The 25,970-nt window shown below is 43.1% G+C and carries 23 protein-coding genes; 1 reads left to right on the top strand and 22 read right to left on the bottom strand.

Annotated elements, in window-relative coordinates:
- Nucleotides 1–50: 50 nt before the first annotated feature.
- From ssnA to nifJ, 10 genes are all read right to left on the bottom strand, one after another.
- A complete protein-coding gene (gene ssnA, locus H8Z79_RS06880) occupies nt 51–1,382 on the bottom strand; it encodes a putative aminohydrolase SsnA (protein WP_072520956.1) in 1,332 nt (443 codons plus the stop codon).
- A gap of 230 nt (nt 1,383–1,612) precedes the next feature.
- Nucleotides 1,613–2,206: a histidine phosphatase family protein gene (locus H8Z79_RS06875; protein ID WP_015543058.1), complete on the bottom strand. Its 594-nt coding sequence runs from the start codon at nt 2,204–2,206 to the stop codon at nt 1,613–1,615.
- Nucleotides 2,199–2,579 (bottom strand): bifunctional adenosylcobinamide kinase/adenosylcobinamide-phosphate guanylyltransferase, encoded by a 381-nt coding sequence (locus H8Z79_RS06870; RefSeq protein ID WP_118039582.1) that lies wholly within the window; start codon nt 2,577–2,579, stop codon nt 2,199–2,201. Before H8Z79_RS06870 ends, H8Z79_RS06875 begins: the two co-directional genes overlap by 8 nt.
- Before the next feature lie 9 nt (nt 2,580–2,588).
- Nucleotides 2,589–3,371, bottom strand: a complete 783-nt coding sequence (gene cobS / locus H8Z79_RS06865; RefSeq protein ID WP_015543060.1) for an adenosylcobinamide-GDP ribazoletransferase — start codon at nt 3,369–3,371, stop codon at nt 2,589–2,591.
- The gene (locus H8Z79_RS06860; RefSeq protein WP_118039583.1) at nt 3,368–3,922 is read right to left on the bottom strand and encodes a bifunctional adenosylcobinamide kinase/adenosylcobinamide-phosphate guanylyltransferase; all 555 of its coding nucleotides are present in this window, start codon (nt 3,920–3,922) and stop codon (nt 3,368–3,370) included. Before H8Z79_RS06860 ends, cobS begins: the two co-directional genes overlap by 4 nt.
- A gap of 2 nt (nt 3,923–3,924) precedes the next feature.
- Nucleotides 3,925–4,977, bottom strand: a complete 1,053-nt coding sequence (cobT, locus tag H8Z79_RS06855) for a nicotinate-nucleotide--dimethylbenzimidazole phosphoribosyltransferase (RefSeq protein WP_015543062.1) — start codon at nt 4,975–4,977, stop codon at nt 3,925–3,927.
- 39 nt (nt 4,978–5,016) lie between these two features.
- Nucleotides 5,017–5,436: a GtrA family protein gene (locus H8Z79_RS06850; RefSeq protein WP_015543063.1), complete on the bottom strand. Its 420-nt coding sequence runs from the start codon at nt 5,434–5,436 to the stop codon at nt 5,017–5,019.
- Nucleotides 5,437–5,448: 12 nt separating this feature from the next.
- Nucleotides 5,449–6,405, bottom strand: a complete 957-nt coding sequence (locus H8Z79_RS06845; protein WP_118039584.1) for a glycosyltransferase family 2 protein — start codon at nt 6,403–6,405, stop codon at nt 5,449–5,451.
- The gene (locus tag H8Z79_RS06840; protein WP_118039585.1) at nt 6,402–9,194 is read right to left on the bottom strand and encodes a YfhO family protein; all 2,793 of its coding nucleotides are present in this window, start codon (nt 9,192–9,194) and stop codon (nt 6,402–6,404) included. Before H8Z79_RS06840 ends, H8Z79_RS06845 begins: the two co-directional genes overlap by 4 nt.
- Before the next feature lie 103 nt (nt 9,195–9,297).
- Complete coding sequence (gene nifJ, locus H8Z79_RS06835; RefSeq protein ID WP_015543066.1) at nt 9,298–12,834, bottom strand: pyruvate:ferredoxin (flavodoxin) oxidoreductase; 3,537 nt, start codon at nt 12,832–12,834, stop codon at nt 9,298–9,300.
- A gap of 324 nt (nt 12,835–13,158) precedes the next feature.
- Between nifJ and H8Z79_RS06830 the strand changes: the two genes are divergently transcribed.
- Complete coding sequence (locus H8Z79_RS06830) at nt 13,159–14,799, top strand: ABC-F family ATP-binding cassette domain-containing protein (RefSeq protein ID WP_015543067.1); 1,641 nt, start codon at nt 13,159–13,161, stop codon at nt 14,797–14,799.
- Nucleotides 14,800–14,889: 90 nt separating this feature from the next.
- On the opposite strand, the gene ybaK is transcribed toward H8Z79_RS06830, so the two are convergent.
- The 12 genes from ybaK to H8Z79_RS06770 form a co-directional block, all read right to left on the bottom strand.
- Complete coding sequence (gene ybaK / locus H8Z79_RS06825; RefSeq protein WP_118039586.1) at nt 14,890–15,372, bottom strand: Cys-tRNA(Pro) deacylase; 483 nt, start codon at nt 15,370–15,372, stop codon at nt 14,890–14,892.
- Nucleotides 15,373–15,391: 19 nt separating this feature from the next.
- Nucleotides 15,392–16,270, bottom strand: a complete 879-nt coding sequence (locus H8Z79_RS06820) for a TM7S3/TM198-like domain-containing protein (RefSeq protein WP_015543068.1) — start codon at nt 16,268–16,270, stop codon at nt 15,392–15,394.
- Between the two features lie 14 nt (nt 16,271–16,284).
- Nucleotides 16,285–17,478, bottom strand: coding sequence for a transglutaminase domain-containing protein (locus H8Z79_RS06815; protein ID WP_015543069.1), 1,194 nt, complete (start codon nt 17,476–17,478; stop codon nt 16,285–16,287).
- Nucleotides 17,479–17,553: 75 nt separating this feature from the next.
- Nucleotides 17,554–19,566 (bottom strand): C40 family peptidase, encoded by a 2,013-nt coding sequence (locus tag H8Z79_RS06810; protein ID WP_118039587.1) that lies wholly within the window; start codon nt 19,564–19,566, stop codon nt 17,554–17,556.
- Between the two features lie 174 nt (nt 19,567–19,740).
- On the bottom strand, nt 19,741–20,337 hold the full coding sequence (locus tag H8Z79_RS06805) for a zinc dependent phospholipase C family protein (protein WP_243008147.1): 597 nt from the start codon (nt 20,335–20,337) through the stop codon (nt 19,741–19,743).
- Nucleotides 20,338–20,396: 59 nt separating this feature from the next.
- Nucleotides 20,397–21,041, bottom strand: coding sequence for a C39 family peptidase (locus H8Z79_RS06800; protein ID WP_118039589.1), 645 nt, complete (start codon nt 21,039–21,041; stop codon nt 20,397–20,399).
- Complete coding sequence (locus tag H8Z79_RS06795) at nt 21,034–22,566, bottom strand: Na+/H+ antiporter NhaC family protein (RefSeq protein ID WP_118039590.1); 1,533 nt, start codon at nt 22,564–22,566, stop codon at nt 21,034–21,036. Before H8Z79_RS06795 ends, H8Z79_RS06800 begins: the two co-directional genes overlap by 8 nt.
- Nucleotides 22,567–22,700: 134 nt before the next feature.
- Complete coding sequence (locus H8Z79_RS06790; RefSeq protein ID WP_015543072.1) at nt 22,701–22,967, bottom strand: DUF6092 family protein; 267 nt, start codon at nt 22,965–22,967, stop codon at nt 22,701–22,703.
- Nucleotides 22,960–23,499, bottom strand: a complete 540-nt coding sequence (locus H8Z79_RS06785; protein ID WP_015543073.1) for a nitroreductase family protein — start codon at nt 23,497–23,499, stop codon at nt 22,960–22,962. The genes H8Z79_RS06790 and H8Z79_RS06785 overlap by 8 nt, the downstream gene beginning before the upstream one ends.
- 52 nt (nt 23,500–23,551) lie before the next feature.
- Nucleotides 23,552–24,205, bottom strand: a complete 654-nt coding sequence (locus tag H8Z79_RS06780; RefSeq protein ID WP_015543074.1) for an aspartate/glutamate racemase family protein — start codon at nt 24,203–24,205, stop codon at nt 23,552–23,554.
- Between the two features lie 27 nt (nt 24,206–24,232).
- Nucleotides 24,233–25,177 (bottom strand): aminopeptidase, encoded by a 945-nt coding sequence (locus H8Z79_RS06775; RefSeq protein ID WP_072520937.1) that lies wholly within the window; start codon nt 25,175–25,177, stop codon nt 24,233–24,235.
- Nucleotides 25,178–25,294: 117 nt separating this feature from the next.
- Nucleotides 25,295–25,969: an AroM family protein gene (locus H8Z79_RS06770; protein ID WP_072520936.1), complete on the bottom strand. Its 675-nt coding sequence runs from the start codon at nt 25,967–25,969 to the stop codon at nt 25,295–25,297.
- Nucleotide 25,970: the final 1 nt, after the last annotated feature.

The raw sequence follows: 25,970 nt of genomic DNA, 5'->3' as shown, positions 1-25,970 counted from the left end.
TGTATCCTCCCTGAATTCCTGAACTGCTTCCCCATCCGTCAGGAAATTAATTATCCGTTGATATCCTCTGAAAGTTCCCCTGCCGCCTGACGGCAGTCTGCCATAATCTTTTTCTCATCACATACCAGCAATTCACGGTCTTTCATCAGAATTTCTCCGTTACATACGGTTGTCTGTACCATACTTCCATTTACCCCAAACAGGAGATGACTGTTGCAGTTGGACGCATCCATCGGTGTCAGCGGATCATAATCGATCACGATCACATCGGCAGCGGCTCCCACTTTCAGAATACCAAGAGGTTTCTTAAAATAACGATTCGCAATCTTTGCATTTCCCTCAAACAACATCTGCGGAATTTCACTCCATGCTGCTGTCGGATCACAGAGATGGTGTTTATGCAGAATGTTTGCCACTTTCCAGGACTCCATCATATCATGGGTATATCCGTCTGTACCAAGGCCCGTCAGAATGCCCTTGTGTACCAGTTCCATCGTCGGAGGACATCCACAGGCATTCCCCATATTCGATTCCGGATTGTGCACTACCATTGTATCTGTCTCTTTGATCAGATCCATCTCGTGTTCATTGATATAAATACAGTGTCCGAGAAGAGTCTTCGGACCAAGAATATTCCAGTCATAAAGGCGGTCAACAATACGTTTGCTGTGCTCTTTCAGGCACTGATGCAGATCATAAATCCCCTCTGCTACATGGATGTGATAACCGACACCTTCCGGTTTCAGCTCATTACAGAGAGCCATCGTCTCATCAGAGATTGTAAAAGATGCATGCATTCCCATCATGGCAGCCAGCATATCACTGTCATCTTCACTCGCATGCCGGATGAAGTTTACATTCTCCATCACAGATTCCCGTGATTTTTCCATTCCGTCTCTGTCAGAAATTTCATAGCAGAGACAGGTGCGGACTCCAAGATCTTTTGCCGCTTCTTCGATCATATACAGTGAGCCTTCGATATGTCCAAAACTTGCATGATGGTCAAATACCGTTGTCACACCATTCTTTATAGAATCAATGTATGTCGCATACGCAGAAAGCTTCGTCTGCTCCAGCGTCAGATGACGGTCGATGTTCCACCACATCCCATCCAGAATATCAAGAAAGCCTTTCGGACTGTAGCCGTTGACATTTAATCCTCTCGCAAATGCACTGTAAATATGTTCATGTACATTGATAAAAGCCGGCATAATAACTCCGCCATGTGCATCTATAAATTCCGCATCCGGATATGTGTTTTTTACTTCTTCTGTTGTCCCCACCATGGTTATGGTGTTCCCATCCATTGCTACTGCTCCATTTTCATAAAAAGCGTTGGATTCGTCCCGTGTGATCATTCTTCCGTTTCCAATAATCCGCATATGCGCCCTCCCTGCCTTGTGAAATTTTTCCAAACCGCGATGAAATCTTCCATAAGTTTTCGGTATTTTGTACTATATAATGTAACATATTTTCTATCTTATTTCAACTATATTCGCAAGATTAGTTTGGTGTTCAAATTTTTTTTGTACATTCAATATAAAAACAGCGACGGAACCCTGTCTGCTCCGTCGCTGTTTTTACTATATCATATTTTTTTCCTTCTGAAAAGCTATTTTTGCTCTCCCAGAAGCTTCAGATTTCTCCTGTCTTTTTTCCAAAGGACAGGATCAAGTTCCACAAGATAACCGCATCCATTCCCGATATGCCACTCATAAAATTCTTTTTTAGGAAGTGCATATTTTTCCATGATATTCATGATCGTACCCCCATGCACGACCAGTGCTGCCTCTGTAATTTCTTCCCGTATGCATACAGTAACCGCTCTCTGAAAACCTTCCAGATTTCGCGCTGCACACTCCTCTTTGCTTTCGCCTCCCGGGAAGGCCAGAATTCCATTGCTGTCTATCCATGCCTGATATCTCGGATCACCGGAAAGTTCTTTGTAATTTTTATTTTCAAATTCTCCGAAATTACATTCTGCAAGCTGATCAATGATCCGTACCTTCGGATCATCAAACAGAATTGCCGCTGTCTCAAGGCACCTCTTAAGTGGACTTACAAATACCGCCTGCGGCTTTGGATATGTAAACTTTCCGAGCAGTTTCCTGCCTTCCTCACACAAAGGTTCATCAGTCACACCAATATAACGCTGATGGCGGTTTCCCTCCGTCATGCCATGACGGATCAGCCAGATCTTAAGCATCTTTGATCACCGTCCCTATTCCACATACAACTCTCGTCACCTGCGTGCTGTATGCGGCAAGTTTCGTACATACTCTGCCAACTGCTTCACGATATGCCCTATCAAATGCATCAATGGGTACAATGCCATATCCCACTTCATTTGATACAAGAACTACCTGCGGATTGACCTGAATCAGCCGTTCTGCAAGTTCGCTGACATCATTTCCGGTTTGCATCTCTTTTCGGATAAATTCGTGAAAACTAAGGATTCCCTGTGCAGATGCAATCATCTCCCAGTCAGCATCCCCACCGTTTGCCCAGACAATCTCCGGGTATATTTTGTTTGCCAGAAGTGTTTTTCCCTGAAACGCTCCCCCTATGATCATCTTCATATTTTATCCTCACACTTTATAAATCACCATGACAACCGCCAGTACTAAAGGCATCCATGCCTCGCAAAGGCAAAGGAAATATCCCGAAAGATCGCCGGTCGTGCCGCCGAAATATTTCATTGCTTTATATCTGTAAAACGCAAATACAAGCAGGGCCGTCACAAACATGGAAGCGCCCCATACCGGCTGGATCCAAGTCATCACTGCCGTCAGAATCACAAGATAGATCACCAGTGTATTTCGCACTTTTTTATCTTCTGCCTTACGAGAAAACTCTGCAACCGTACCACTTGCATTCGCCTTTGGCAACGTGATCACACCAAGTCCTGAAAGACATCTTGAAACCATATAGTCACATGCAAGAAGGTACATTGCCGGCCGGTTGTCTGCTTCTGTAATCTGCATCATTGTCCCAAACAATACAAAAAAATATACACATGCCGTAATAACTGCAAATGCACCCGCATGTGAATCTTTGAGAATCTCCAGACGTTTTTCCCTGTCACGCCAGGAACTTAAGGCATCCGAAGTATCCAGAAGTCCGTCTATATGAATTCCACCCGTGAGGATCACCGGCACAAGAACCAGTACCATTGCCGTAAATGAATTTCCGAACCCCAGATATCTGCAGATCCATTCTGCCGCCAGAAGTACAATACCGATTGCCGTTCCGATGAACGGAAAAAAGCAAAGCATATATTTCATATTTTCTTCTGTCCATTCTGCCTGAGGCATCGGAATCTTTGAAAACATGGAAAATGCAATTTTAAAACTGTTCCAAAGACTTTTCATCGGATTTCTGACCTCCTGTCCACATCAGAAGCCTTATATTTTTTGTGGTAAACCGGAATTCCGTAAACGACTTCCACCACTTCATCCGCCATATCTGACAGCTTCTGATTGATCATTCCTAAATATTTCTGATAAAGTTTTGTATCACCCTGGTATTCTGCCGCTTCTGAAAAGATCTCATTTGTTACGATCACAAGATTTTCGGTCTGTTTTTGCAGAAACTCCACACCATCAACTACTGCTTTCACTGTATTTTCGTGTGCACCATTTTCCTGAAACATCTCATTTGCCACCAGATTAGACATACACTCCAGAAGTACCGTACTGCCTTCCGGAATCGCAGCCCGGGCAAGTCCGGTGTAACACTCCAGTGTATCAAATCCTTTGCCCTGACGCATAGCCTGATGACGTTTCACACGCTTCCTGCTCTCTTCGTCAAACGGGTACATAGTTGCTATATAAATGCGTCTGGCATTTCCAAAAGCAACAATACAGTCTTCCGCGAAGGCAGATTTTCCACTGCCACTGCCGCCAGTTACAAGTATCATCATTTTTATACAAGCTCCTCATACTGGTCCACATGGATATCCTCAAATGTACTCATCGATTCATAGACGGCAACTCCCATATCAAGGAACGGGAACAGCGCCACGGCTCCGCTTCCCTCTCCCAGACACATTTCTCCATGAAGTACTGCCTCTTTGCCAAGTGCTTCGAGAAGCAGATGCGCTGCCGGTTCTTTCGAAACATGAGACGCGATCATATAATCTCCCGTCTGCGGACAGATACGCTGCGCGATCAGTGCTGCCACACAGGAAATAAATCCATCGATCACGACCGGGACACCAAATGCCGCACCGCCAAGGAACATTCCAGCCATACCGGCAATATCAAATCCCCCGACTTTTGCCAGTACATCAATCGCATCTTCCTGATTCGGCTGATTAATCTCAATTGCTTTTTTGATTGCATGAATCTTACGATTCAGTCCGTCTCCGGAAAGCCCGGCACCACGTCCTGTCATTTCTTCAACCGGACGGTTCAGAAGTACAGATGCCACCGCACTGCTGGTCGTAGTATTACCGATTCCCATTTCTCCCGTTGCCAGAAGTCCATAACCATCTTCTTTCAGACGACATACCATTTCGATACCTGCCTCCAGTGCCTGTACAGCCTGTTCTCTTGTCATTGCCGGACCTTTGGTCATATTTGCAGTCCCACATGCAACTTTCAGATCTGTCGCAACCTTTGTGTCCACTGCCATACCGATGTCAACCGGAATAACTTTGGTTCCGCACTGTCTGCACATCACGCACGCAGAGGTATCGCCGGAAAGGAAATTTTCTGCGACGATTGCCGTCACTTCCTGTCCTGTCTGGGTAACGCCTTCCTCTACCACGCCATTATCTGCGCACATCGGAACCAGTGCCCTTTTGTTTATATGCATATCCGGATTTCCGGTGATTCCTGCAATCTGAATAACCATTTTTTCCATTTTGCCGAGTGAATGCAGAGGTTTTGCAATGCTGTCCCAGCGTTTCGCCGCAGTCTCCATCGCTCTTTCATCTAATGGTTTTATTTGAGCAAGAGTTTCTTCCAGTGTCATTTTTCCATCTCCCTGTTATCTCTGTGTATCCTGTAGTATTTATTTACCTGTAGTAAATACAAAAAATTTGCTGAATATGTAATTCAATGCCAGTACTATAAACTGAGTCACAAATTTTCCAATCATATCACTGAATCCCATTTGGGCTACCAGAAGCCAGACTCCTCCGACTTCAATCACCATAGTCAGCAGTCTTGCACTGACAAATTTACAGAAAGGCTGTACATGGTCCCTCAATGTCTCACATTTATCCAGAAATACAAACTTTGAATTTACTACATATGCAAATATAATCGCTGCAATAATAGAAATGATGTTTGCAATATTTAATCCAAGATTGCATTTACGAAGTACATAGAAACATACCAGATTTACCAGTGTCGTACAGCCTCCGAAAAAAATGTATCTGATCACATCATTTTCATAGAATCGCAGAATCAGATTGATAAGTTTTTTCATTATTTTCTCCTCTTACGCATCATCTCTGACAGAACCTGTCACATCTTTATTCCCATGGATGATCTGAGATACAATATATCTCGGACGACGTTTGACTTCTTCATAAATTTTTGCAAGATAATAGCCGATCACTCCGAGGCTCAGCATGATTGCGCTTCCGATCAGAAGTAGCAGCAAAATTGTCGTTGTATAGCCTTCAATTGCATGTCCCCGAAAATATTGTATCAGTGAATAAATAATCATGACAAGCGAACATACAAAACAAATACCTCCGCCAAACGACACAAACTGAAGTGGAGCAGTCGTAAATGCAACAATATTGGTAAATGCATATTTGATCAGCGACCAGGCAGACCACTTTGATTCACCTCCTTCCCGTTCATGCACTTCAAATTCCACATATGCCGTCTTGTATCCTACCCATGACGAAGTTGCACGAAAAAACATATTTCTTTCCGGCAGAGAAAGAATACTGTTTACCACCTTGCGATCCATCATTTTAAAATCAGAGGTATTTTGCATGTCTACTTTTGTTGCTTTGGACATAATCCCATAAAAAAATCCTGCGCACTTTTTATGAAGAAAGCTTTCATTTCCGCGGCTTTTCTTGATGCCTTCAATGACTTCATAGCCTTCTTCCCATTTCCGGTACATCTCAATCAAAGTTTCTGCCGGATGCTGCAGATCACAGTCCATAACAGCCACCACTTCTCCGGTCGCCTGTGCCATTCCGGCAAAAACAGCTGCCTCTTTACCAAAGTTACGTGAAAAATGCACCCCCAGAATATTCGAATCCTTTCCCCCTGCTTTTAGTATTTCTTCCCATGTATGATCTTTAGATCCATCATCCACAAGAACCAGCTCATACGAAATCCCGGCTTCTGCCAGAACCTCATGAAGAACCCTGCATGTTTTTCCAACCATCAGTTCCTCATTATAAGCCGGAAGTACGACAGATAATCTACTCATGTTTCTTTATTTCCTCTTCTCTTTTTGCAAACTAACACCACACAAATGTAGCACAATATCCCCACACACGTCAAGACAAGCCCTGTCTTCAGATATGGAGTATAGTATGTAATACGGATCTCATGATCCCCCTTCGTGAGTTCCAGTGCCATGTACATGGTGTTTGCCTGTTTTAACTCTGTTTTCTGACCATCTACATATGCCTGAAAGCCTTTGCTGTAAGGCAGTGAAATCACAAGGACTTTATCCTTCGATACAGAAATACTGCCTGTAAGTTCATGATTCTTTATCTTGACATCTTTCAGGCTTTCCGTGCCCAGTCTGCTGGTCTGACTCTCTATATTTTTCATCGGCTGGCATACAACTTTCATATCTTTATATGAGTATACACCTGTATTTTCAAAAGTGAGCGTAATGGATTTTTTCCCCTTTTCACTGTAACCGGTATTGCAAAGGAAATCTGATCGACCACTGTATGCATTGTATTTGTCTGTAAAAATACTGATCGTCTTGTCAAGGAATTGTCCTGTAACATCAATATATGCCTTCTGACTTTCTTTCCAGTATCTCCACTTACTGTTTTCGTATTGAACTTTTTTCTGCTCGTAGAGCGTCATTTTATTCCATTTCTTATCACTGATCAGCTCACGTGGAGAAAGCGCCTCATAGTCAACGCCTTCTGTAATGAGATATGTTTCACATTCATCCAGCCCGTCGAAAACCAGTTTTGCCTGTGCATTTTCCTTTGTAATGATCAGTTTCCCATCTTTTTCTTTGCAGCCTGAACCTGTCACCAGTTTATATGGCACTTCTCTGTCATTAAATTCCGGTGTCGTTTCCGGTACTGCGCTGTCTGCCAGTACCACTCCCTGCAACAGAGCCTGCTGCTTTTCAACAGTCGACATTTTCGCATATTTTTTTTCTGGAATATAGGAATCATAAGTATATCCTATTGGAAGTGCATTTTTGCATTCATATGCGCGATATAATCTATCCTTTTTTTCCGCTTCTGCTGCAAGTGTATCATACCCATACGGCAAATACTCTTCTTCGCCGGCTTTTACTACAAAATATTTTACTGCTGCAAGACGATCCAGAATCGTTCTGCTGTCCAGATTTTCATAATGATAATCCCATGGTGTATTCAGATCAACTTCATTAAAAAAATTTGTAATATCACCACTCGCCACGCTGAAATAATACGATGTACCGTTTGTACCTGTCTGCATGGAAGAATTTTCATAGCTGTGTGTTCCCATCTGGTCATAACGATAAACTGATTTATCTCCTGTTTTCAGTACCGCAAGATCCGTCCCCGTTTCCAGTTTGTCCAGTGCTTCTCCCTGACCTGAAAACTCCGAAAGATAATCTTTTTCGTAAGAATACTGATAATACATATTAAAGAGAACACCCGCAATTAAAAAGCCGCCTGTCATTAACATCAGGTTTTTTCTTTTTGTAAATACTGCGCCAAAAGATAATACAGTAAATGTCGCCAGTACCAGTAAAAGAACCGCCACCAGATTTCTCTGTGTTCTTGCCGCATCCGGCAAAAGTGCCAGTACACAATATCCCATCAGAAAAACAAAAATTGTACGTTTTTCCTTTAATGAAAGATTAAACAACTCCGGATATATCTTCACAAAAATATATGCCATAAGCATACCATATGCCCATATCCAGCGATTGGAAACATAAGAAAATCCATTAAGTACATGCCCCGCAAATGGAAACAGCAAAAAGAGATTTATCAGAATAAATCCTGTTTTTAACGTTCTGTATTTCTTTTTCTTCGCAAACAAAACAAATATTCCAGTCATTGAAACTGCTGAGAATCCGGCAACACCCCACTGGATCATGTTCTCACCGATCAGACAGCTCAGATATTTCTGGTAGTACACTTTGTCATAAAACAATGGTACATAGTTCTCCGCCTTAAAGCGGTCTGTTCCCAATACCGGAAAAATAACCGGAAGCAATATGACTGCCGCAATCAGAACGGCTATTACGGAATATATTGCAAAAACACCCAGCCATTTTCCGACATTTTTTAAAGAATGAACTCCAAACTGTTCAAAATACCGGAACACGGCATACAAAACCATAAAAATGCCCAACATGTAAAAAAAGTAAAAATTAGATAATCCAGCTACCGCCACCGACCAGATAAACAAATATGGTTTTTCTTTTTTGTATATCTTGTCAATTCCCATAAGGATCAACGGCAGATAGATCATCGGGTTTGAAAAATATGGATGTTTCATGGCTGCATAAATTGTCCAGCCCGCAAAGATATAGATCATGCATCCCATAAAAGTTGCCTGTCTGCTGTTTTTGTGATAAAAACAATATCTGCTGAACGCAATCCCAGCCAGATATATTCTCAGAAAGATCAGGAATTCATATAAGATCTCAGTTTTGGAAGAGGGACAAAACACTGCCAGCAACGTCAACGGATCTCCAATGACATAATAATTCAGTGTTGTCAGGATATCCGAACCATAGCCTATATGGAGATCCCACATTGGTATCGAAAAACGATGTTCTACAAATATCGTATATAAAATTCCTCTGAGATATCTTCCATAGTATGCCAGGGAATTCAAATGCTGCGGCACTCCGTCATGGCTCCACACAAGAGACTTTCCATTCAGATAAAATCTCAGATAGAGAAAACAAGCGATCAGCAGAAATGCCACCGTATATACAATATAAAATTCCGTATTTTTGCTATTTGTACTTCTGTTACTTCTTTTGTTTTTTTTGTTTTTTGTATTTTGTATGTTCATATTCTCTCTTATAAATTTTATGTCATATTTAATGCAAAAAGCCGCGGTACAAAAGTACCGCGGCTATATCTCTGAATTATTCCGTCACTGCACGCAGTAAGAATTATTCTTCTTCGCCGTACATTGCTACCAGTTTATTCAGATATGCATATCTAGCTTTTGCTTCAGACTCATTCTTAGCAAACAGTCTTGCAGCTTTTTCAGGATTCTGACGCTGTAAGGAGTTGTAACGAACTTCGCCGTTCAGGAAGTCCATGTAGTTCTCCATATCCGGTGTCTTGGAATCCAGAGCAAATTTCTTGTCTGCTGCCGGGTTGAAGCGGAAGTTGTGCCAGTATCCGCACTTAACTGCCAGTTCTTCTTCTGTCTGAGCTTTTGCCATACCTTTCTTGATACCATGGTTGATACATGGAGCGTATGCAATGATCAGAGACGGTCCCGGATAAGCTTCTGCTTCAGCGATTGCTTTAACAGTCTGGTTGAAGTCGGCACCCATAGAAATCTGTGCTACGTATACATAGCCATAGCTCATTGCGATGGAAGCCATATCTTTCTTCTTGGTTTCTTTACCGCCTGCTGCGAACTGAGCGATCGCACCTGTAGGTGTAGATTTAGAGGACTGTCCGCCTGTATTGGAATAAACCTCTGTATCGAATACCATAACGTTGATGTCACGTCCACTTGCGAGAACGTGGTCAACACCACCGAATCCGATATCATAAGCCCATCCGTCACCACCGAAGATCCACTGGGATTTCTTGGACAGATAATCTTTCTGAGTAAGGATCTCTTTAGCAGCGTCACATCCGCATGCTTCCAGAGCAGCGATGAGTTTGTCTGTTGCTGCACCGTTTGTTGCTCCAACAGAGAATGTATCCAGCCATTCCTGACCAGCTTCTTTAACTGCTTCGTCTTTTCCTTCTGCTACAACAGCTTCAACTTTTGCTTTGAGGCCATCACGGATAGCTCTCTGAGCAAGAAGCATACCATAACCGAACTCAGCGTTGTCTTCGAACAGTGAGTTAGCCCATGCAGGACCCTGTCCTTTAGCGTTGGTTGTGTATGGTGTAGACGGTGAAGAGTTACCCCAGATAGAGGAACATCCTGTAGCATTTGCAATGTACATTCTGTCACCGAACAGCTGTGTGATCAGTTTTGCGTAAGGTGTTTCACCACAACCTGCACATGCTCCGGAGAACTCAAGCAGAGGCTGTTTGAACTGACTTCCCTTAACAGTTGTTTCTTTGAATTTAGCAATAACGTCTTCTTTGATCGGAAGTTCTCTTCCATAATCGAAGAATTTCTGAAGTCCTGCGTTTGCTTCCATGTTTTCCATAGCAAGGGCTTTTGCACCTTTCTTGCCAGGGCATACATTAGCACAGGAACCACATCCTGTACAGTCATAAGCTGATACAGTCATGGTGAATTTGTAATCTTTCATGCCTGTCATCGGAAGTGTAGCCATTCCCTCAGGAGCATTTGCTGCTTCTTCTTCTGTCAGTGCTACCGGACGGATTGCTGCATGCGGGCAGACATATGCACAACGGTTGCACTGGATACAGTTTTCTGGCTGCCATACCGGTACGTTTACTGCGATACCACGTTTTTCGTATGCAGCTGTTCCGGATGGTGTAGTACCATCAACATATTCTGTAAATGCGGATACAGGAAGTGTGTTACCTTCCTGTGCATTGATCTTGCACTGGATGTTGTTTACAAAGTCCTGAGCTTCCTGAGCGCCGTGAGTTGCATGAGCCATGAAGAGGCCTTCATCTTCTGCATCTTTCCAGCTTTCCGGAACTTTAACTTCTACAACCTGTTTTGCACCTGCATCGATAGCTGCCCAGTTCTTCTGAACAACGTCATCACCCTTACGTCCGTAAGTAGCTTTCGCAGCTGCTTTCATCAGTTCGATAGCCTGATCTTCCGGAATGATTCCTGTAAGTTTGAAGAATGCAGACTGAAGGATTGTATTGATACGTGTTGGTCCCATGCCGGTCTCAATACCGATCTTCACACCGTCGATGGTGTAGAATTTGATATTGTGGTTAGCGATGAATGCTTTAACCTGTCCCGGAAGATGTTTTTCAAGACCTTCCATATCCCATGCACAGTTAAGAAGGAATGTACCGCCATCAACAAGTTCCTGAACCATGTTGTACTTATTTACATAAGATGGATTATGACATGCAACAAAGTTTGCTTTGTGGATCAGGTATGTTGATTTGATCGGTTTCTTACCGAAACGAAGGTGAGACATTGTAACACCGCCGGATTTCTTGGAGTCATAATCGAAGTAAGCCTGAGCATACATGTCTGTGTTGTCACCAATGATCTTGATAGAGTTCTTGTTGGCACCTACAGTACCGTCAGCTCCAAGACCCCAGAACTTACAGTTTGTAGTTCCTTCCGGTGTTGTAACAATCGGAGCACCTGTTTCAAGAGAAAGGTTTGTAACATCATCAACGATACCGATTGTGAATTTTTCTTTTGTTGTGTTCTCATATACTGCAACGATCTGTGCCGGTGTAGTATCTTTGGAACCAAGACCATAACGTCCTGTAAAGATCTTAACATCTTTAAACTTGCTGTCTTTTAATGCGGCAACAACGTCAAGATACAGAGGCTCGCCAAGTGCTCCCGGCTCTTTTGTTCTGTCAAGAACGCTGATCTGTTTCACTGTTTCCGGGATAGCATCGATGAGTGCCTGTGCGCAGAACGGTCTGTAAAGACGAACTTTAACAACACCGACTTTTTTACCTGCTGCTGTAAGGTAATCGATAGTCTCCTCGATTGTATCGTTTACGGAACCCATAGCGATGATGATGTGTTCAGCATCTTCTGCTCCGTAGTAGTTGAACAGTTTGTAGTCTGTTCCGATCTTTTCATTTACTTTGTCCATGTATTCCTGAACCACTGCCGGAAGGGCATCGTAGAACGGGTTACATGCTTCTCTTGCCTGGAAGAAGATATCCGGGTTCTGAGCAGAACCTCTCTGACATGGATGGTTCGGGTTCAGAGCATGATCACGGAATGCCTGAATTGCTTCCATATCTGCCATATCTTTCAGATCTTCGTAATCCCATGTCTCAATCTTCTGGATTTCGTGAGATGTACGGAAACCATCGAAGAAGTTGATGAACGGAACTTTACCTTTGATTGCTGCAAGATGAGCAACCGGTGTCAGATCCATAACTTCCTGCACGGATGATTCGCAAAGCATTGCGCATCCGGTCTGACGACAGGCCATAACGTCGGAATGATCTCCGAAAATGGAAAGTGCGTGAGAAGCAAGTGCTCGAGCAGATACGTTGATAACGCCCGGAAGCTGCTCACCAGCGATTTTGTAAAGGTTCGGGATCATCAGAAGAAGACCCTGAGATGCAGTGTAAGTAGTTGTCAGGGCACCAGCTGCCAGAGATCCGTGTACTGCACCTGCAGCACCTGCTTCAGACTGCATCTCTGTAACCTGTACTTCCTGTCCAAAGATGTTCTTTCTTCCCTGTGTTGCCCACTCATCTGTTGCTTCCGCCATAACAGATGAAGGAGTGATCGGGTAGATAGCAGCTACATCTGAATATGCATAAGAAGCATGAGCGGCTGCATGGTTACCATCCATGGTTTTCATCTTTCTTGCCATAGTTTGTTTTCCTCCTTAAAGGTATGATGAAAATTATAATTTATTTCAGGCCAGTGAAAGGGCCTAAAAATCCAATAGTTATTATAGCATAGCTATTTCGGATTGTCCAATCAGGATTATCTATTTCCTGTATCTATTTACATACAAAAAAGTTAGTAATAAGCAAGTTTTATGGGGTTTTCAGGTTTCTCCTCTTCCTAATTATATGTTTTTATGATTTAAGGCTTGCAAATTCCTGACTTTACTGTAAAATGGGAATGAATGGCCAAAACGGCCTGAACCAAAATGACTGAACGAAACCATAACGAAGAAAAGAGGTACCTTATGATTTCAGCAAATAATATTACACTGCGTGTTGGCAAAAAAGCACTTTTTGAAGATGTCAACATCAAATTTACCGAGGGCAACTGCTATGGTCTGATCGGAGCAAACGGTGCCGGTAAATCTACATTCCTTAAAATCCTGTCCGGACAGCTTGAGCCGACTAACGGTGATATCGTCATCACACCGGGACAGCGTCTTTCTTTCCTGCAGCAGGATCACTTCAAATACGATTCATACAATGTTCTGGATACCGTTATTATGGGAAATGCCAGATTGTATGAGATCATGAAAGAAAAAGAAGCCATCTACGCCAAAGAAGACTTCACTGACGAAGATGGTATCCGTGCCAGCGAACTTGAAGGTGAATTCGCTGAGATGAACGGATGGGAGGCAGAGTCCGATGCTGCCACTCTTCTGAACGGACTCGGAATCGAAACCGAACTCCATTATACTCAGATGGCAGACCTGACCGGCAGCCAGAAAGTCAAAGTGCTTCTTGCACAGGCACTTTTCGGAAATCCGGACATTCTGCTCCTCGACGAACCGACCAACCACCTGGATCTGCCGGCTATTGAATGGCTCGAAGAATTCCTGATCAATTTTGACAATACCGTCATCGTTGTATCCCATGACCGTTACTTCCTGAACAAAGTCTGCACACATACCGCAGACATTGATTACGGAAAAATTCAGCTGTATGCCGGAAACTATGACTTCTGGTTCGAATCCAGCCAGCTTCTTATCAAACAGATGAAAGAGGCCAACAAGAAAAAGGAAGAAAAGATCAAAGAACTTCAGGAATTTATTTCCCGATTCAGTGCAAACGCTTCCAAATCCAAACAGGCAACTTCACGTAAACGTGCCCTGGAAAAAATCCAGCTTGATGACATGCGTCCATCCAGCCGTAAATATCCATATATCGATTTCCGTCCGAACCGTGAAATCGGCAATGAAGTACTTATGGTAGAAAACCTTTCCAAAACCATCGACGGTGTAAAAGTTCTCGACAACATCAGTTTTACACTCGGACATGATGATAAAGTTGCCTTTGTCGGTGCAAACGAGCAGGCCATCACTACTTTCTTCCGTATCCTTATCGGAGAGCTCGAACCGGATGAAGGAAATTACAAATGGGGTGTTACAACCTCTCAGGCATATTTCCCGAAGGACAATACACAGGAATTCGATAACGACCTGACCATTACCGACTGGCTGACTCAGTATTCCGAGATCAAAGATGCAACTTATGTACGTGGTTTCCTCGGAAGAATGCTCTTCCCGGGTGAAGACGGAGTCAAGAAAGTCCGCGTTCTCTCCGGTGGTGAAAAAGTTCGTTGTCTGTTATCCAAGATGATGATCTCCGGTGCAAACATCCTGCTCCTTGATGAGCCGACCAACCACCTGGATATGGAATCCATCACCGCACTGAACAACGGTCTGATCAAATTCCCGGGAGTCATCCTTTTTGCTTCCCACGACCATCAGTTCGTACAGACAACTGCCAACCGCATCATGGAAATCCTTCCTGACGGAAGACTGATTGACAAGATCACCACATACGATGAATACCTTGCAAGCGATGAAATGGCGAAAAAACGTCATGTCTTCCAGGTCAATGAAGAAGACGCTGCCGATAACTAAATATGTATGACAAAAGCTCCCGGATTTGACAATTCCGGGAACTTTTCTTATGCGTATCGATAATATTTTGTTTAATTTTTCAGTTTATGTTCAATCTTTCATGGTAATATCTGCCAGTTTTCCATTTGTTACCTTAAGCAGAGACTCCAGATTTACTTTCAGCGTAAGTCCGATTCTTCCACCACTGACATAGATTTCGTCAAAGTTCTCTGCCGAAGCATCAAATACTGTCGGATATAATTTCTTCATCCCCAGTGGACTGCACCCTCCTCTGACATAGCCGGTAATCTTGAGAATGTCTTTTACGTGGATCATATCTACCGTCTTTTCACCGACTGCTTTTGCTGCCGCCTTCCTGTCCACTTCTTTTTCGATCGGTACGACAAACACATAGTAGCCGCCACTTTTTCCTTCCATCACAAGTGTCTTAAATGACTGATCATACGGTGCACCGATCAGGTCCGCACTGTGAAGTCCGTCAATAAATTCATCACATTCATATGTAAATGCTTCGTATTTTACTTTTTGTCGATCCAGCATTCGCATTGCATTTGTTTTTGCTTCTTTTGCCATGTTGTCCTTCTTTCCCGTCTTATCTCGTTGTATGTTTTTCTTTATTTTTGCGGTTTGCTTCACGTCTTGAGATTTTTTTCCAGAGTTCTTCGCCTTCACGGTCATCATCATCCATCATCTCTCTGACAATTTCTTCATCCAGGCGCTCCTCTTCCGCTGCCGACAGTGTTCTTCTGTTTTCCTGTCTTACAGGTCTTCTTTTGATTCTTTTCTGTGGAATGTATTCTTTTGGATCTACATAGTCAGAACTGTTTTCAGCCTCTTCATAAAATTCATCCTCATCTTCAGCCGCATCATCTTCATCCCTTTTACGACGGTTCGTTGCAAACTGAATCAGCATTCCGAGAATTGCAAATCCTGCACTCATCCCCAGTCCATAAGGAAAATCTGCAAGTCCGCCAAGCTTTGCTGCTGAAACACCAGCCATAGCACCACCCAAAAGAGAAGTCCCGACGATCAGAATTTCTCTCGCCTGCCGCATGGCAAGCACACCAAGACCAGCTCCCAAAAGCAGACAGAAGAAGAATACCAGTGAAGAAGTCGGATGAAAAATATAAATTCCAAGCCCGATCCCAATACCGGCTCCAAGAATAAAAATACCAATCTTATAGCTGACAAACGCGATCACCGCAAGCACTACACCAATTCCTACCATAATCACAGCATACATATATTTCTCAGTCACACCGCCAGAATAAGCTACTCCGAATCCAACTCCGGCTCCAATGATAAATCCACAGAGCATCATCCAGAACCGAAGCAGACGATATCCCAGAATACAGTTTATTGCGCCTAAAACGAGCAATACAGCAAACCCGATCATGGAAATATCAGTCAGAGCCGGTATTGTCCTGGTATTTTCAATCATATTCATTAACTGCTGTAACATATCGTTCATAATAGCCTCCTTTTTTAAAAGATAAAATATAATGTTTTCAGATTCTGCAGGATCCCGTAATGATACTGAACCGTGCTGAGGCCATGCAGACTCATATAATATCCTGCCACATCCTGTATTTTTTCTTCCTGTATATATTGCCGACAGGCAGCGTCAAAAGCCTCCTCTGATGCATATTTGAGGCGAATCACTGCTGCCCCGTTATCCAGCCGCATGCAACAGAAATCGTAAAACTCCTGTGCATCATATGTATCAAAACATGCCTGATTCAGCACATAAAAATTGTAATCCGTTGCTGTGCAGGCCGGCAACGAAAATTCATCCGATGCAGTATATATCTTCTCATATTCTTCCGGAAAAGGACACAGATAATCATAAATGATTGTCTTGTGTTCCGCAAGCTGTACGGCATCTCCCTGCAAAAATCCCGGCTGATCACCATTTGTCACATCCACATAATAATACTGTCCATCTATCTCTACAATATCCCAGGCATGACCTTCATCACTGTCTCTGCTGTCACCCTCTACGTAAATACAGGGGACATCCATCCGCTCCAGGAGATATTGTACAGCTCTCGCATAGCCGGCACAAACTGCTCTTTTCTTCCAGAAGATTCCGGCAATATTCTGGTCATCATCTGATGATTCATATTCCGCAAGATCAATAAGATATGAATAGACTATCTTTACTTTATCATATGTATCTGTCCCTTCCGTAATCTGTCCATTCACCTCGGTAAATGCCTGTTCCATTGCCGCCGCAATTTCCGTAATTTCTGCTTCTGTATAAGTATATCCCGGTGAAAAACAGCAGTATGCATTCCCTTTATAACTCGTTGTATATACATTTTCACGGTTATGCACCCAGAACAATTCCGAATGATCTTTCAACACTGCATGATATACCTTGCTGACCAGATTTTCATCCGCAGTGGTAAGATAAATATCCTCCTGTCGCTCCCGGATGCCATCAAGCATCTCCCGATATATTTTCTGCTCTTCTTCATCCAGAAGATGAAAATAGTATTCCTGATGTCCTGCATCCGTCTGCACAGTTTTTTTCTGCCGGAGTGATCTCACCTCTTCCGGCTCCAGATCCAACAGCCCCTTTGGGTTGCTCATACATAAGATGCCGGTAAATACCAAAACTGCAAAAACAAACAGAACTTTTCCTGTTTTTCGATGCCTTTGCCGCTTTCTACTCATCTGACGCTCCTTTGTCCTGCGTTCAAGAATCAAAACACCCGTGACAGGCCACGAAAGACCTGCACGGGCTGAACTTTAATCTTCAAATACGATTTCTATATCGCCGTCATCTGCATCCGGTTTCTTAGGAAGGATTTCAAATTCGCTCTCTGATGAATCAAATACATTCTGATCAAGGATTTCCTGAAGAACATCATTTACCGGAGCTGTCGCCATCGCGCTGCTGTCTGAAGTAAATGTCTCATCTTCGTCATCATCCACAATCGTGATTTCCATTTCATCACTACTGTCATCGGCAGTCTCATCTGCCGCTCCTGTCTCAGATGTAAGTGTTTCATCTGGCGCTGCAGTCAGGTTTTTCTCTGTATCTGCTGTCTCTGCAGCACTGGCTGCCTCAGCATTGCTTGCAGACGCTCCTTCGCTTTCCATCCGTGTAACTTCTTCCTGTGTCGGATAAAAAGATGGCTGTCTGATATAGCGGAAACTTGCACCATATGCTTCACCTACGGTAACTCCGTTCTTACTGGAAGAACAGTGCACTGCAATCCAGTCACCGGCATCGGTTTTTCCACAGATAATACCGACATGATTGTCGCTTCCTGCTTCCGGTCCTTTCTGGAAAACGAGATCGCCAGGCTGTGCATCCTGCTCGCTGACCACATTGGCCTTTTCCCACTGATCGGATGTACCGTCACCAACACTGTCCTGCATTCCCTGATTCAGATAACCATTGATCACAGACCAGGTAACAAATCCGCTGCAGTCAAGCCCGTACGCTCTGACTGTACCGGTGCTGGCACTGCCTGTGACAGAAACCTTCTCAGCTGTTCCCCAGCTCGGGTCTCCGCCGATTGTTGTAGATTTTCCACCCCAGAAATATCCGACTTCTCCCACCAGCGAATATGCAGCAGTGATAACATTTACTCGTTCTTCCGATACATCATCACCAACGCTCTGGCGTACAAACCCTTTTGCATCAGTAACGATCGCACAGAGAAGCTTACAGTCGGTTTCTACATATTTCTTGAGAACACTTCTGTCGTTCTGAGAAATATCATTCTGCTTAATGTAGTTGTTGATGTGATAGTTTCCATAGGAAACATGTGTAATATTGTCTTTGTCTCTGACAATCGGATTCATCTGTGCAAAAATCTTCGCAAGTTCATCCTTACTTGATGCATCCAGTGTAAATTCCTTTACTCCATTCTGACTCTGCTCATATACATATACTGCCAGAATATCCTGCCAGTTTCGTACAAGTAGTGAATCTGCAGAAGTAGTGAGTCCGTCTGATCTGTTGTCGCTCACGTCGGAAAGTTTATTTTTTTCTTTGTATTCTGCCTCGATTTCATTCATGACAGATGCAAAATCATCAGAAAATGTAAGCTGATAATTTCCTTTCAGGCTGTCCAGATAAAATTCCTTACCTGCATGGAGGTTAGAAACATAATAAACCGGTGTTCCGGTCTCACTTGCCTTACTTCCATCTGTAAAGTCTGGTATATCTGCATTCTGCTTCTTCTGAAGCTCGGCAATCTTGCTCTCAAAATCGACCAGTAAATTATAATTTGTCACAAGTTTCTTCTGATCTGCCGAAATACTGTTATATATCTCACGAAGTTCCTGAACCTTCGCGGCCTGATTCAGTGTCAGAGTCTGTCCTGCCAGAGCATTAATATCGTCGATCAGTTTCTGTACAGCCGCCGATTTCGAACCATCATCAAAATCCGGATCCGGTGTCGGTGTATCTGGGTTCGGCGTTGGTGTATCCGGATTCGTTGGTGTCGGATCTATCGGATCCGGATCTGGTGTCGGTGTATCTGTTCCGGGATCCGGTGTCGGTGTATCTGTTCCGGGATCCGGTGTCGGTGTGTCCGTTCCGGGATCCGGTGTCGGTGTATCTGTTCCGGGATCCGGTGTCGGTGTATCCGTTCCCGGATTGGTAATCTCACTGCCATCCCCCAGATTGTCTCCCTCGCTGCTTACCGCAACATCTTCCTCAGCCGCCATGACACTCAGCGGACTGGTCAGAACCATTGCAGATAATATAGTCATGCATAAACATTTGGTCAGATATTTGTTCTTCATTCTGGTAAAAAATTGCTCCCTTCTGTCTAAGAACACATCTTCATTCCTGTAAAATATGTTTCTTCATTCTAACTTACCCACACAATAACTGCCGTAATTTTATCATATTGATCTTCAAAAATCAACCGCCGGAGGAATCCTCCGGCGGTATTTCATACTTTTTTCATATTTTGCTTACATCACCACAGTTGCATATTCTGCCATCGGATCTTTCATACAAAGCTGAAAAAGGCCCTGAAATACTTGATAGCAGACGCTGAGAATATAATGAATGTCCTCCTCTACGCTGCGTTTGCAGTTCATATATCTGCGATGGTGAACTTTAATGTACTCGAGAAGCTGATTCAAGGTCTCAAAATGAATCACATGCTCCGCATAGGCTTCTGCCTTCCCCTCCTGAACAAATGTCTTCAATTCATTTTTCAGGTGTTTCTCATAGGAGTTATGCTGACGAAGCGTTCCGTCAAACGTCTTATTGTGCGGAAATGTAAAATAATCTGCAATATAATGCATAACCTCCCCCGCACGACGCCAGAACACACGGTCATTATAATTTTCTCCCACCTGAACGAGACGTCGGATTTTTCCCTGTACTTCATCGAATGTGCCAAAATATTCATGCCTTTTGGTTATAAATGACGGCTGAATGTCCGGAAGGATATTGCCCAGACAAAATGCTTTTCTATGTGACTGAAGACTTTCATTGGCAGGCATCTGATCTGCCAGATATCTTGCCAGTAATATATGTGACTTTTTTCTCAAACTAAACACTTCTTTCTTTATTCAAAGCACGTTTACCATAACCAACATATACTATAGCAGATTTGTAACTATTCTTCAAATAAAGTTTTTATAAAGTTCTGTTTTATATCCGTACCGGTTACTGTTCCAATTGCCATACTGTGTTGTGCTGCATGCCTTTTTTCCACAAGATCTCTCTCATAACCGATCACGCCATTGTTATCATACGGGTCATTGAAGTAATACTTTTCCTCATCATACCCCACCAGCAGCATACAGTGCTCATTCGAAGTCCAGCAGAAAGTATCTCCAGAATCCAGCAGTTTCCATTCCGGTCCCGGGATTTCTTTTCGCATATTGATGCATGCCCAGAACACCACCGGCATCCCCTGATCAATATATTTTTCCAAAAGTTTCTGTATCGGTGTGCCGGACTCATCTGTAAATTGAAAGTCTTTTCCTGCTGCTTTTTCAAGCGCTTTTAAAAGTCCTTTTGCATAAATCCCGAAAGAATCTTCATCATAAGGACTTCCACAGAAATATTCATTCGGATCCGGTCCATAAAGCTTTCCATCTCTCATTTCCATATCTCTGCATTCCAGACAGTTCTTTATAAATTCATCAACAGTGATCTCATATCCCAGATACTTAAGGAGCATCACCGCCGACACACTCTCACAGCCGGTCGGATATTTTACACTCTGATCAATATACGGTACCTCAATTTTATGCACGTTTTTTCACTCCGTCTTTCTCATCTGAAGTCACTGCTTTTATCACAAACAGTACCACAAGAAGCAATATAGCACTGATACCGAGAACCAGCCACCAGATATGTACGAAACCTGCGATCACATAACCGATTGCAGAAACAACTGCAACAACTACCGCATACTGCATCTGTGTGGTAACATGGTTAATATGGTTACTCTGTGCTCCTGCCGAAGACATAACCGTTGTATCCGAAATCGGTGATACATGATCACCACATACTGCTCCGGAAAGCACAGATGCCACTGCAATGATCATCATCTGCATATTATCCGTACCCGGGAACATTGCGATTGCGATCGGTACAAGAATTGCAAATGTTCCCCAGCTTGTTCCTGTAGAGAAAGAAAGGAAAATTGCTACAAGGAACAGAATTGCCGGAAGCAGAACACTCGCAGAAGCATTGGATCCTACCAGCTTCTCTACGAAAGAAGCAATTTCAAGCGCATCGCCCATTCCTTTCAGTGACCACGCAAAGATAAGAATTCCTATTGCCGGTATCATCATCTTGAAACCTTCCACAAAACTGTCCATAAATCCCTTAAATGTGATAACTTTACGCGGAAGATAGAGCACCAGCATAAACATTACAGTGATCAGTGTTGCAAAAATAAGACTTGTTTCCGCATCACATCCGGCAAAAGCAGTTACCACATCCGTAGCACCGCCAAGAAATCCGGTATAGATCATTGCGCCGATTGCAGTTACGATCAGAACCAACACCGGAAGCACCAGATCAATTACTTTTCCGTTTGAAGAAATTTCCTCTTCTTTTACCTGATCAAATTCTTCACCGCCCGAGGTAAACAGATCACCATTTGCTGCATTCTTTTCATGTTTCTTCATAAGTCCGAAATCAAGGCCCGACAGGATGACTGTAAATACCATAAGCAGTGTCAGGATTGCGTACAGATTATATGGTATCGTCCGAAGAAACAGCTGGAATCCGCTGATTCCCGCATCTTCAGGAACATAAGAGTTTACAGCCGCCGCCCAGCTTGAGATCGGTGCAATAATGCAGACAGGTGCTGCTGTTGCATCGATAATGTAGGCCAGTTTTGCACGGGATACTTTGAAGCGGTCTGTCACAGGACGCATAACAGAGCCAACTGTCAGGCAGTTAAAATAATCATCCACAAAAATCAGCACACCAAGTCCTGTTGTTGCCAGCATTGCACTCTTTTTGCTTTTAATCTTGGTTCCGGCCCATTTACCATACGCAGCTGAACCACCCGATTTCGACATCAGAACAATAATCATTCCCAGCAGCACATCAAATATCAGAATATTTAAGTTCATGCTGTTCTTCATGATATCAAAAAAAGCAACAAATGCATTCCACGGATGGAAACCTGTATAAAGCAGTGCTCCCATTGCAACACCGATAAAAAGTGAGCTGTATACTTCTTTAGTTGCTAATGCCAGCACAATTGCCAGCAACGGCGGCACCAGTGACCACCATGTTCCAATAAACATTGATCCGTCCATTTGAGTTCCCCCTCATATTTTTTAACAATTTAAACTATTATACACCACCTCTATTATCATGTATACAAAAAAATACGAAGTCCGAAATTTAATTTTTCAGACTTCTATTTTTCAGCACCCCCTTTTATGTTATTTTACAGACAGTCAACCAATATTTCAGATGCTTTTTCAAGCATGGCAGAAAAACGTTCCGGTTCTGTTAGGGCTTTTCCCTTATCAGCTTCAATACAGTTAAGAAGTTCACAATATGTTTTATTATCAGGGTCATTATTGCATATAATCCGACACAGTCTGGAAGCAGCTTCAGTAAGTCTGATTGAGCCGTAACTTGCCGGCTCTTCAGGAAGCGCTCTGGCACTGGTGATCAGATATACCAGTAATTCGAATTCAGGATTATTCATCAATTCTCTCCTCTTCCTCAATATGATCAAAATAGCATATCTGTTCTACCGGAGGACGCTTCGGGCAACGAGGGGTGCCATCCGGATAACCTATGGAGATAAGCATCTCAATACGATATCTGTCTGGAAGCTCCAATATTTTACGAACCGCTGTATCATTGTATGATTTGACCGCACATGTTCCAAGTCCTAATTCAGCAGCTTTTAGCATGAGATTCTCAGCAGCCATTGATGCATCCATAAGGCATCCGTACACTTCAGAATTTTTACCACCCTTTCTTGATGCCTTCTCCATATCTGAGCAGACTACAAGGATGACTGGCGGTTTGCCAGAAAGCCCCGGACTAAAAAGATCTACTTTTTCTTTAAGCTGTGGATCTGTAATAAACAGAAATCTCCAGGCCTGCAGATTACTGGCCGAAGGTGCCTGTTGAGCCGCATCTGCCAAAGTAAACAGCAACGCTCTGTCTACAGGATCAGGACGGAAAGACCGTGTGCTGTGACGGCTCAGAATAGCTTCATTTAATAACATATCTTTGCTACCTTTCTGACAGCATATAGCTGATCGTTATGAACTTGTATTATTATTTTTTTCTGAGATATTCGAAATAAGCGAACAATCCTTCTGCCATAACCGGATCAATAACAGGAAGCCCTGTTTCTTTTTCCAGATCTTTGGCTATACCAATCGTTGCAAGACCAGTGCAGGCAAGTGCAATTACTTCTGCGCCTTGTTCTTTTAACTTCAGGCCAAGTTTCAGTACACTTTCTTTTCCTTCTGGTGTCATCAGATCCAGTGTGCTGTGTACACCTTCAGGTCTGCCTAGTATCATCTGATCAGGAATCATTCTCCTATATGCCTGAGGTGCATAGTCTGTGATTCCAAGCACACCAATCCTGCTGCCATATTTAAGAGCCAGTGCTACAGTTGTCTCACCGCCGCCAGTAACAGGAATATCCGGGAGAACCTTACGAATCTCCGCAACACCCGGATCATCCGCACAGCTTACGATAATCATATCAACATCTGTGAAAGATTGAGCTGTTTTGACAATTTTGGGGATAGCCAGTTCACCGAGTTCAGGACTGTGTATTCCTTCATACTGATCCGGTATACATTTAGTTTCAACCTGAAGTTCAGGGAAATATGACATAATCTGTTTGCCATGTGCGGAAAGCACTTCTTCATCTTCTGTTGTAAGGACTCTAATCAGACCTATTTTAAATTTTTTATCCATTTTCAATTCCTCCTTTATCGAAAAAAATCAGATAAGAAAAACGCCATTTTCGATAACTTTAATATCATCCAGATATAATGTCGGACGCAGAACAATTCCGTCCATATGACATTCCGCTTTATTTACACCGCCAAATGACGTATTGGTTCCGAAAGCAATGTGTACGGTTCCATATACTTTTTCATCTTCAAGGATGATTCCATTCAGTATAGCTGCTTCGTTAGTTCCGATTCCAAGTTCACAGAGTGTTCCGTTGGTCTCGTTTTTAAGAAGGATATCAAGATTTTCGCTCTTATCTCCTTTTACTGAACGAAGCTTTCCTCCTGAAATTGTCATATGTAAAGGACTTGCAAGTTTTCCAATACCGACCATAGATCCATCAATGATCATCTCACCATCGGAACCATCTTCCAGCGGAGCAATGTAAGCTTCACCAGAGGGAAGATTTCCACATTTTCCGGCCTCCTTGTATACTCCGGGACTTGGAACTCCATTTCTGCCATCAAGATTGATTGTAAGAACATTTCCCTCTTTTTCGATCCGTGCTTTTGAAGCCTTAGTGAGCATTTCTGTTACTTTTGCAGTTAATTCTTCTACTTTACTGTAGTCGGCAGTCATGGCACCCTGTGAAAACATTTCGCTGGTAATACCTGGCATTGTTGCTACTCTTGTGCCTGCTTTCGCCGCCTCAATTCTGGCATTAGTATGAGTGAGTGACTGAGCTGTCGGAGCAATCACAACATCAGCCGCTTTCATGGCTTCAGCAATTACCTTAGGTGGCTCCTGCCCACTTACTTCTCTTTCTTTCATAACCATAAGGATTTTTTCGCATCCAAGATTTCCAGCTGCTTCATAGATTGCTTCACCGATTTCTTTTCGGCTGTCATCTGTAATAACCAGAATTTCCTCGCCAGGTTTTACAGCCAGACATGAAGTAAGAACTCCCTCTGCTATTTTAACTAAATTTTCCATTATTGCTTCCTCTTTTCGTTAATTTTTTTATTTTGTAAAAAACGGACATTCCGCCGGACTTTGATGGACCTGCGAAATGTCCGGAAAATACTGAACATATATAACTTATATGTCTATTCAGATGTCAGTTAATTCAGAGACAACTCTGGCCAGAAGTGTTCTTGGAAGAACAACTTTCTTACCGGTTTTTTCTGCAAACATTTTTTTCATTTCCTGTGTATAACCTATACAGTCAAGAACAATCAGATCCGCATCAAGATCTTTAATCTCTTCAGCTGCCTTTTCGAGTGCATCCCAGTCGCCATATGGTGAAGCCGCAATTGCTGTTACATGATCAACATAGTTTTTCCATTTTTCTTCACATTGTTCTGTCTGAAGTGGTGATGGAGTCATGCAGATTATGCTTGATTTCTTAGTCATCAGCGGAACAAGGCGATTGAGCAGCTCACATGGATAGATCATAGGAATATTCTTGGCTGAAAGTGTCTCCGGAAAACTTCCTGTACAGAACATCATGATAAGACTGCATCCCTCATCTTCCATGTGGTTAATAGCATCCTGAAGTCTTGGCAGGATATGACGCTCGGCAAATGTCACAGAACTCCCATCTGTCAATCTGGAGACAAGGACATAATCATCCTTGCCGGGAGCAAACTCAGCAATCTCTTCTTTTGTAAGTCCATCCAGACCGCCTGCCTGGACAAGTTCCAGTGAATCATCAAAGATTCTTAGAATGTCTGCTGTTACATCAGTTCGCGGAGCCTGACCGATGGTAATTGCACCTATTTTCATA

This window comes from Blautia intestinalis, from assembly GCF_014297355.1.
Lineage (GTDB): Bacteria > Bacillota > Clostridia > Lachnospirales > Lachnospiraceae > Blautia_A > Blautia_A intestinalis.
The sequence above is the reverse complement of the archived record's forward strand: the minus strand, read 5'-3'. Positions and strand labels throughout refer to the sequence as shown.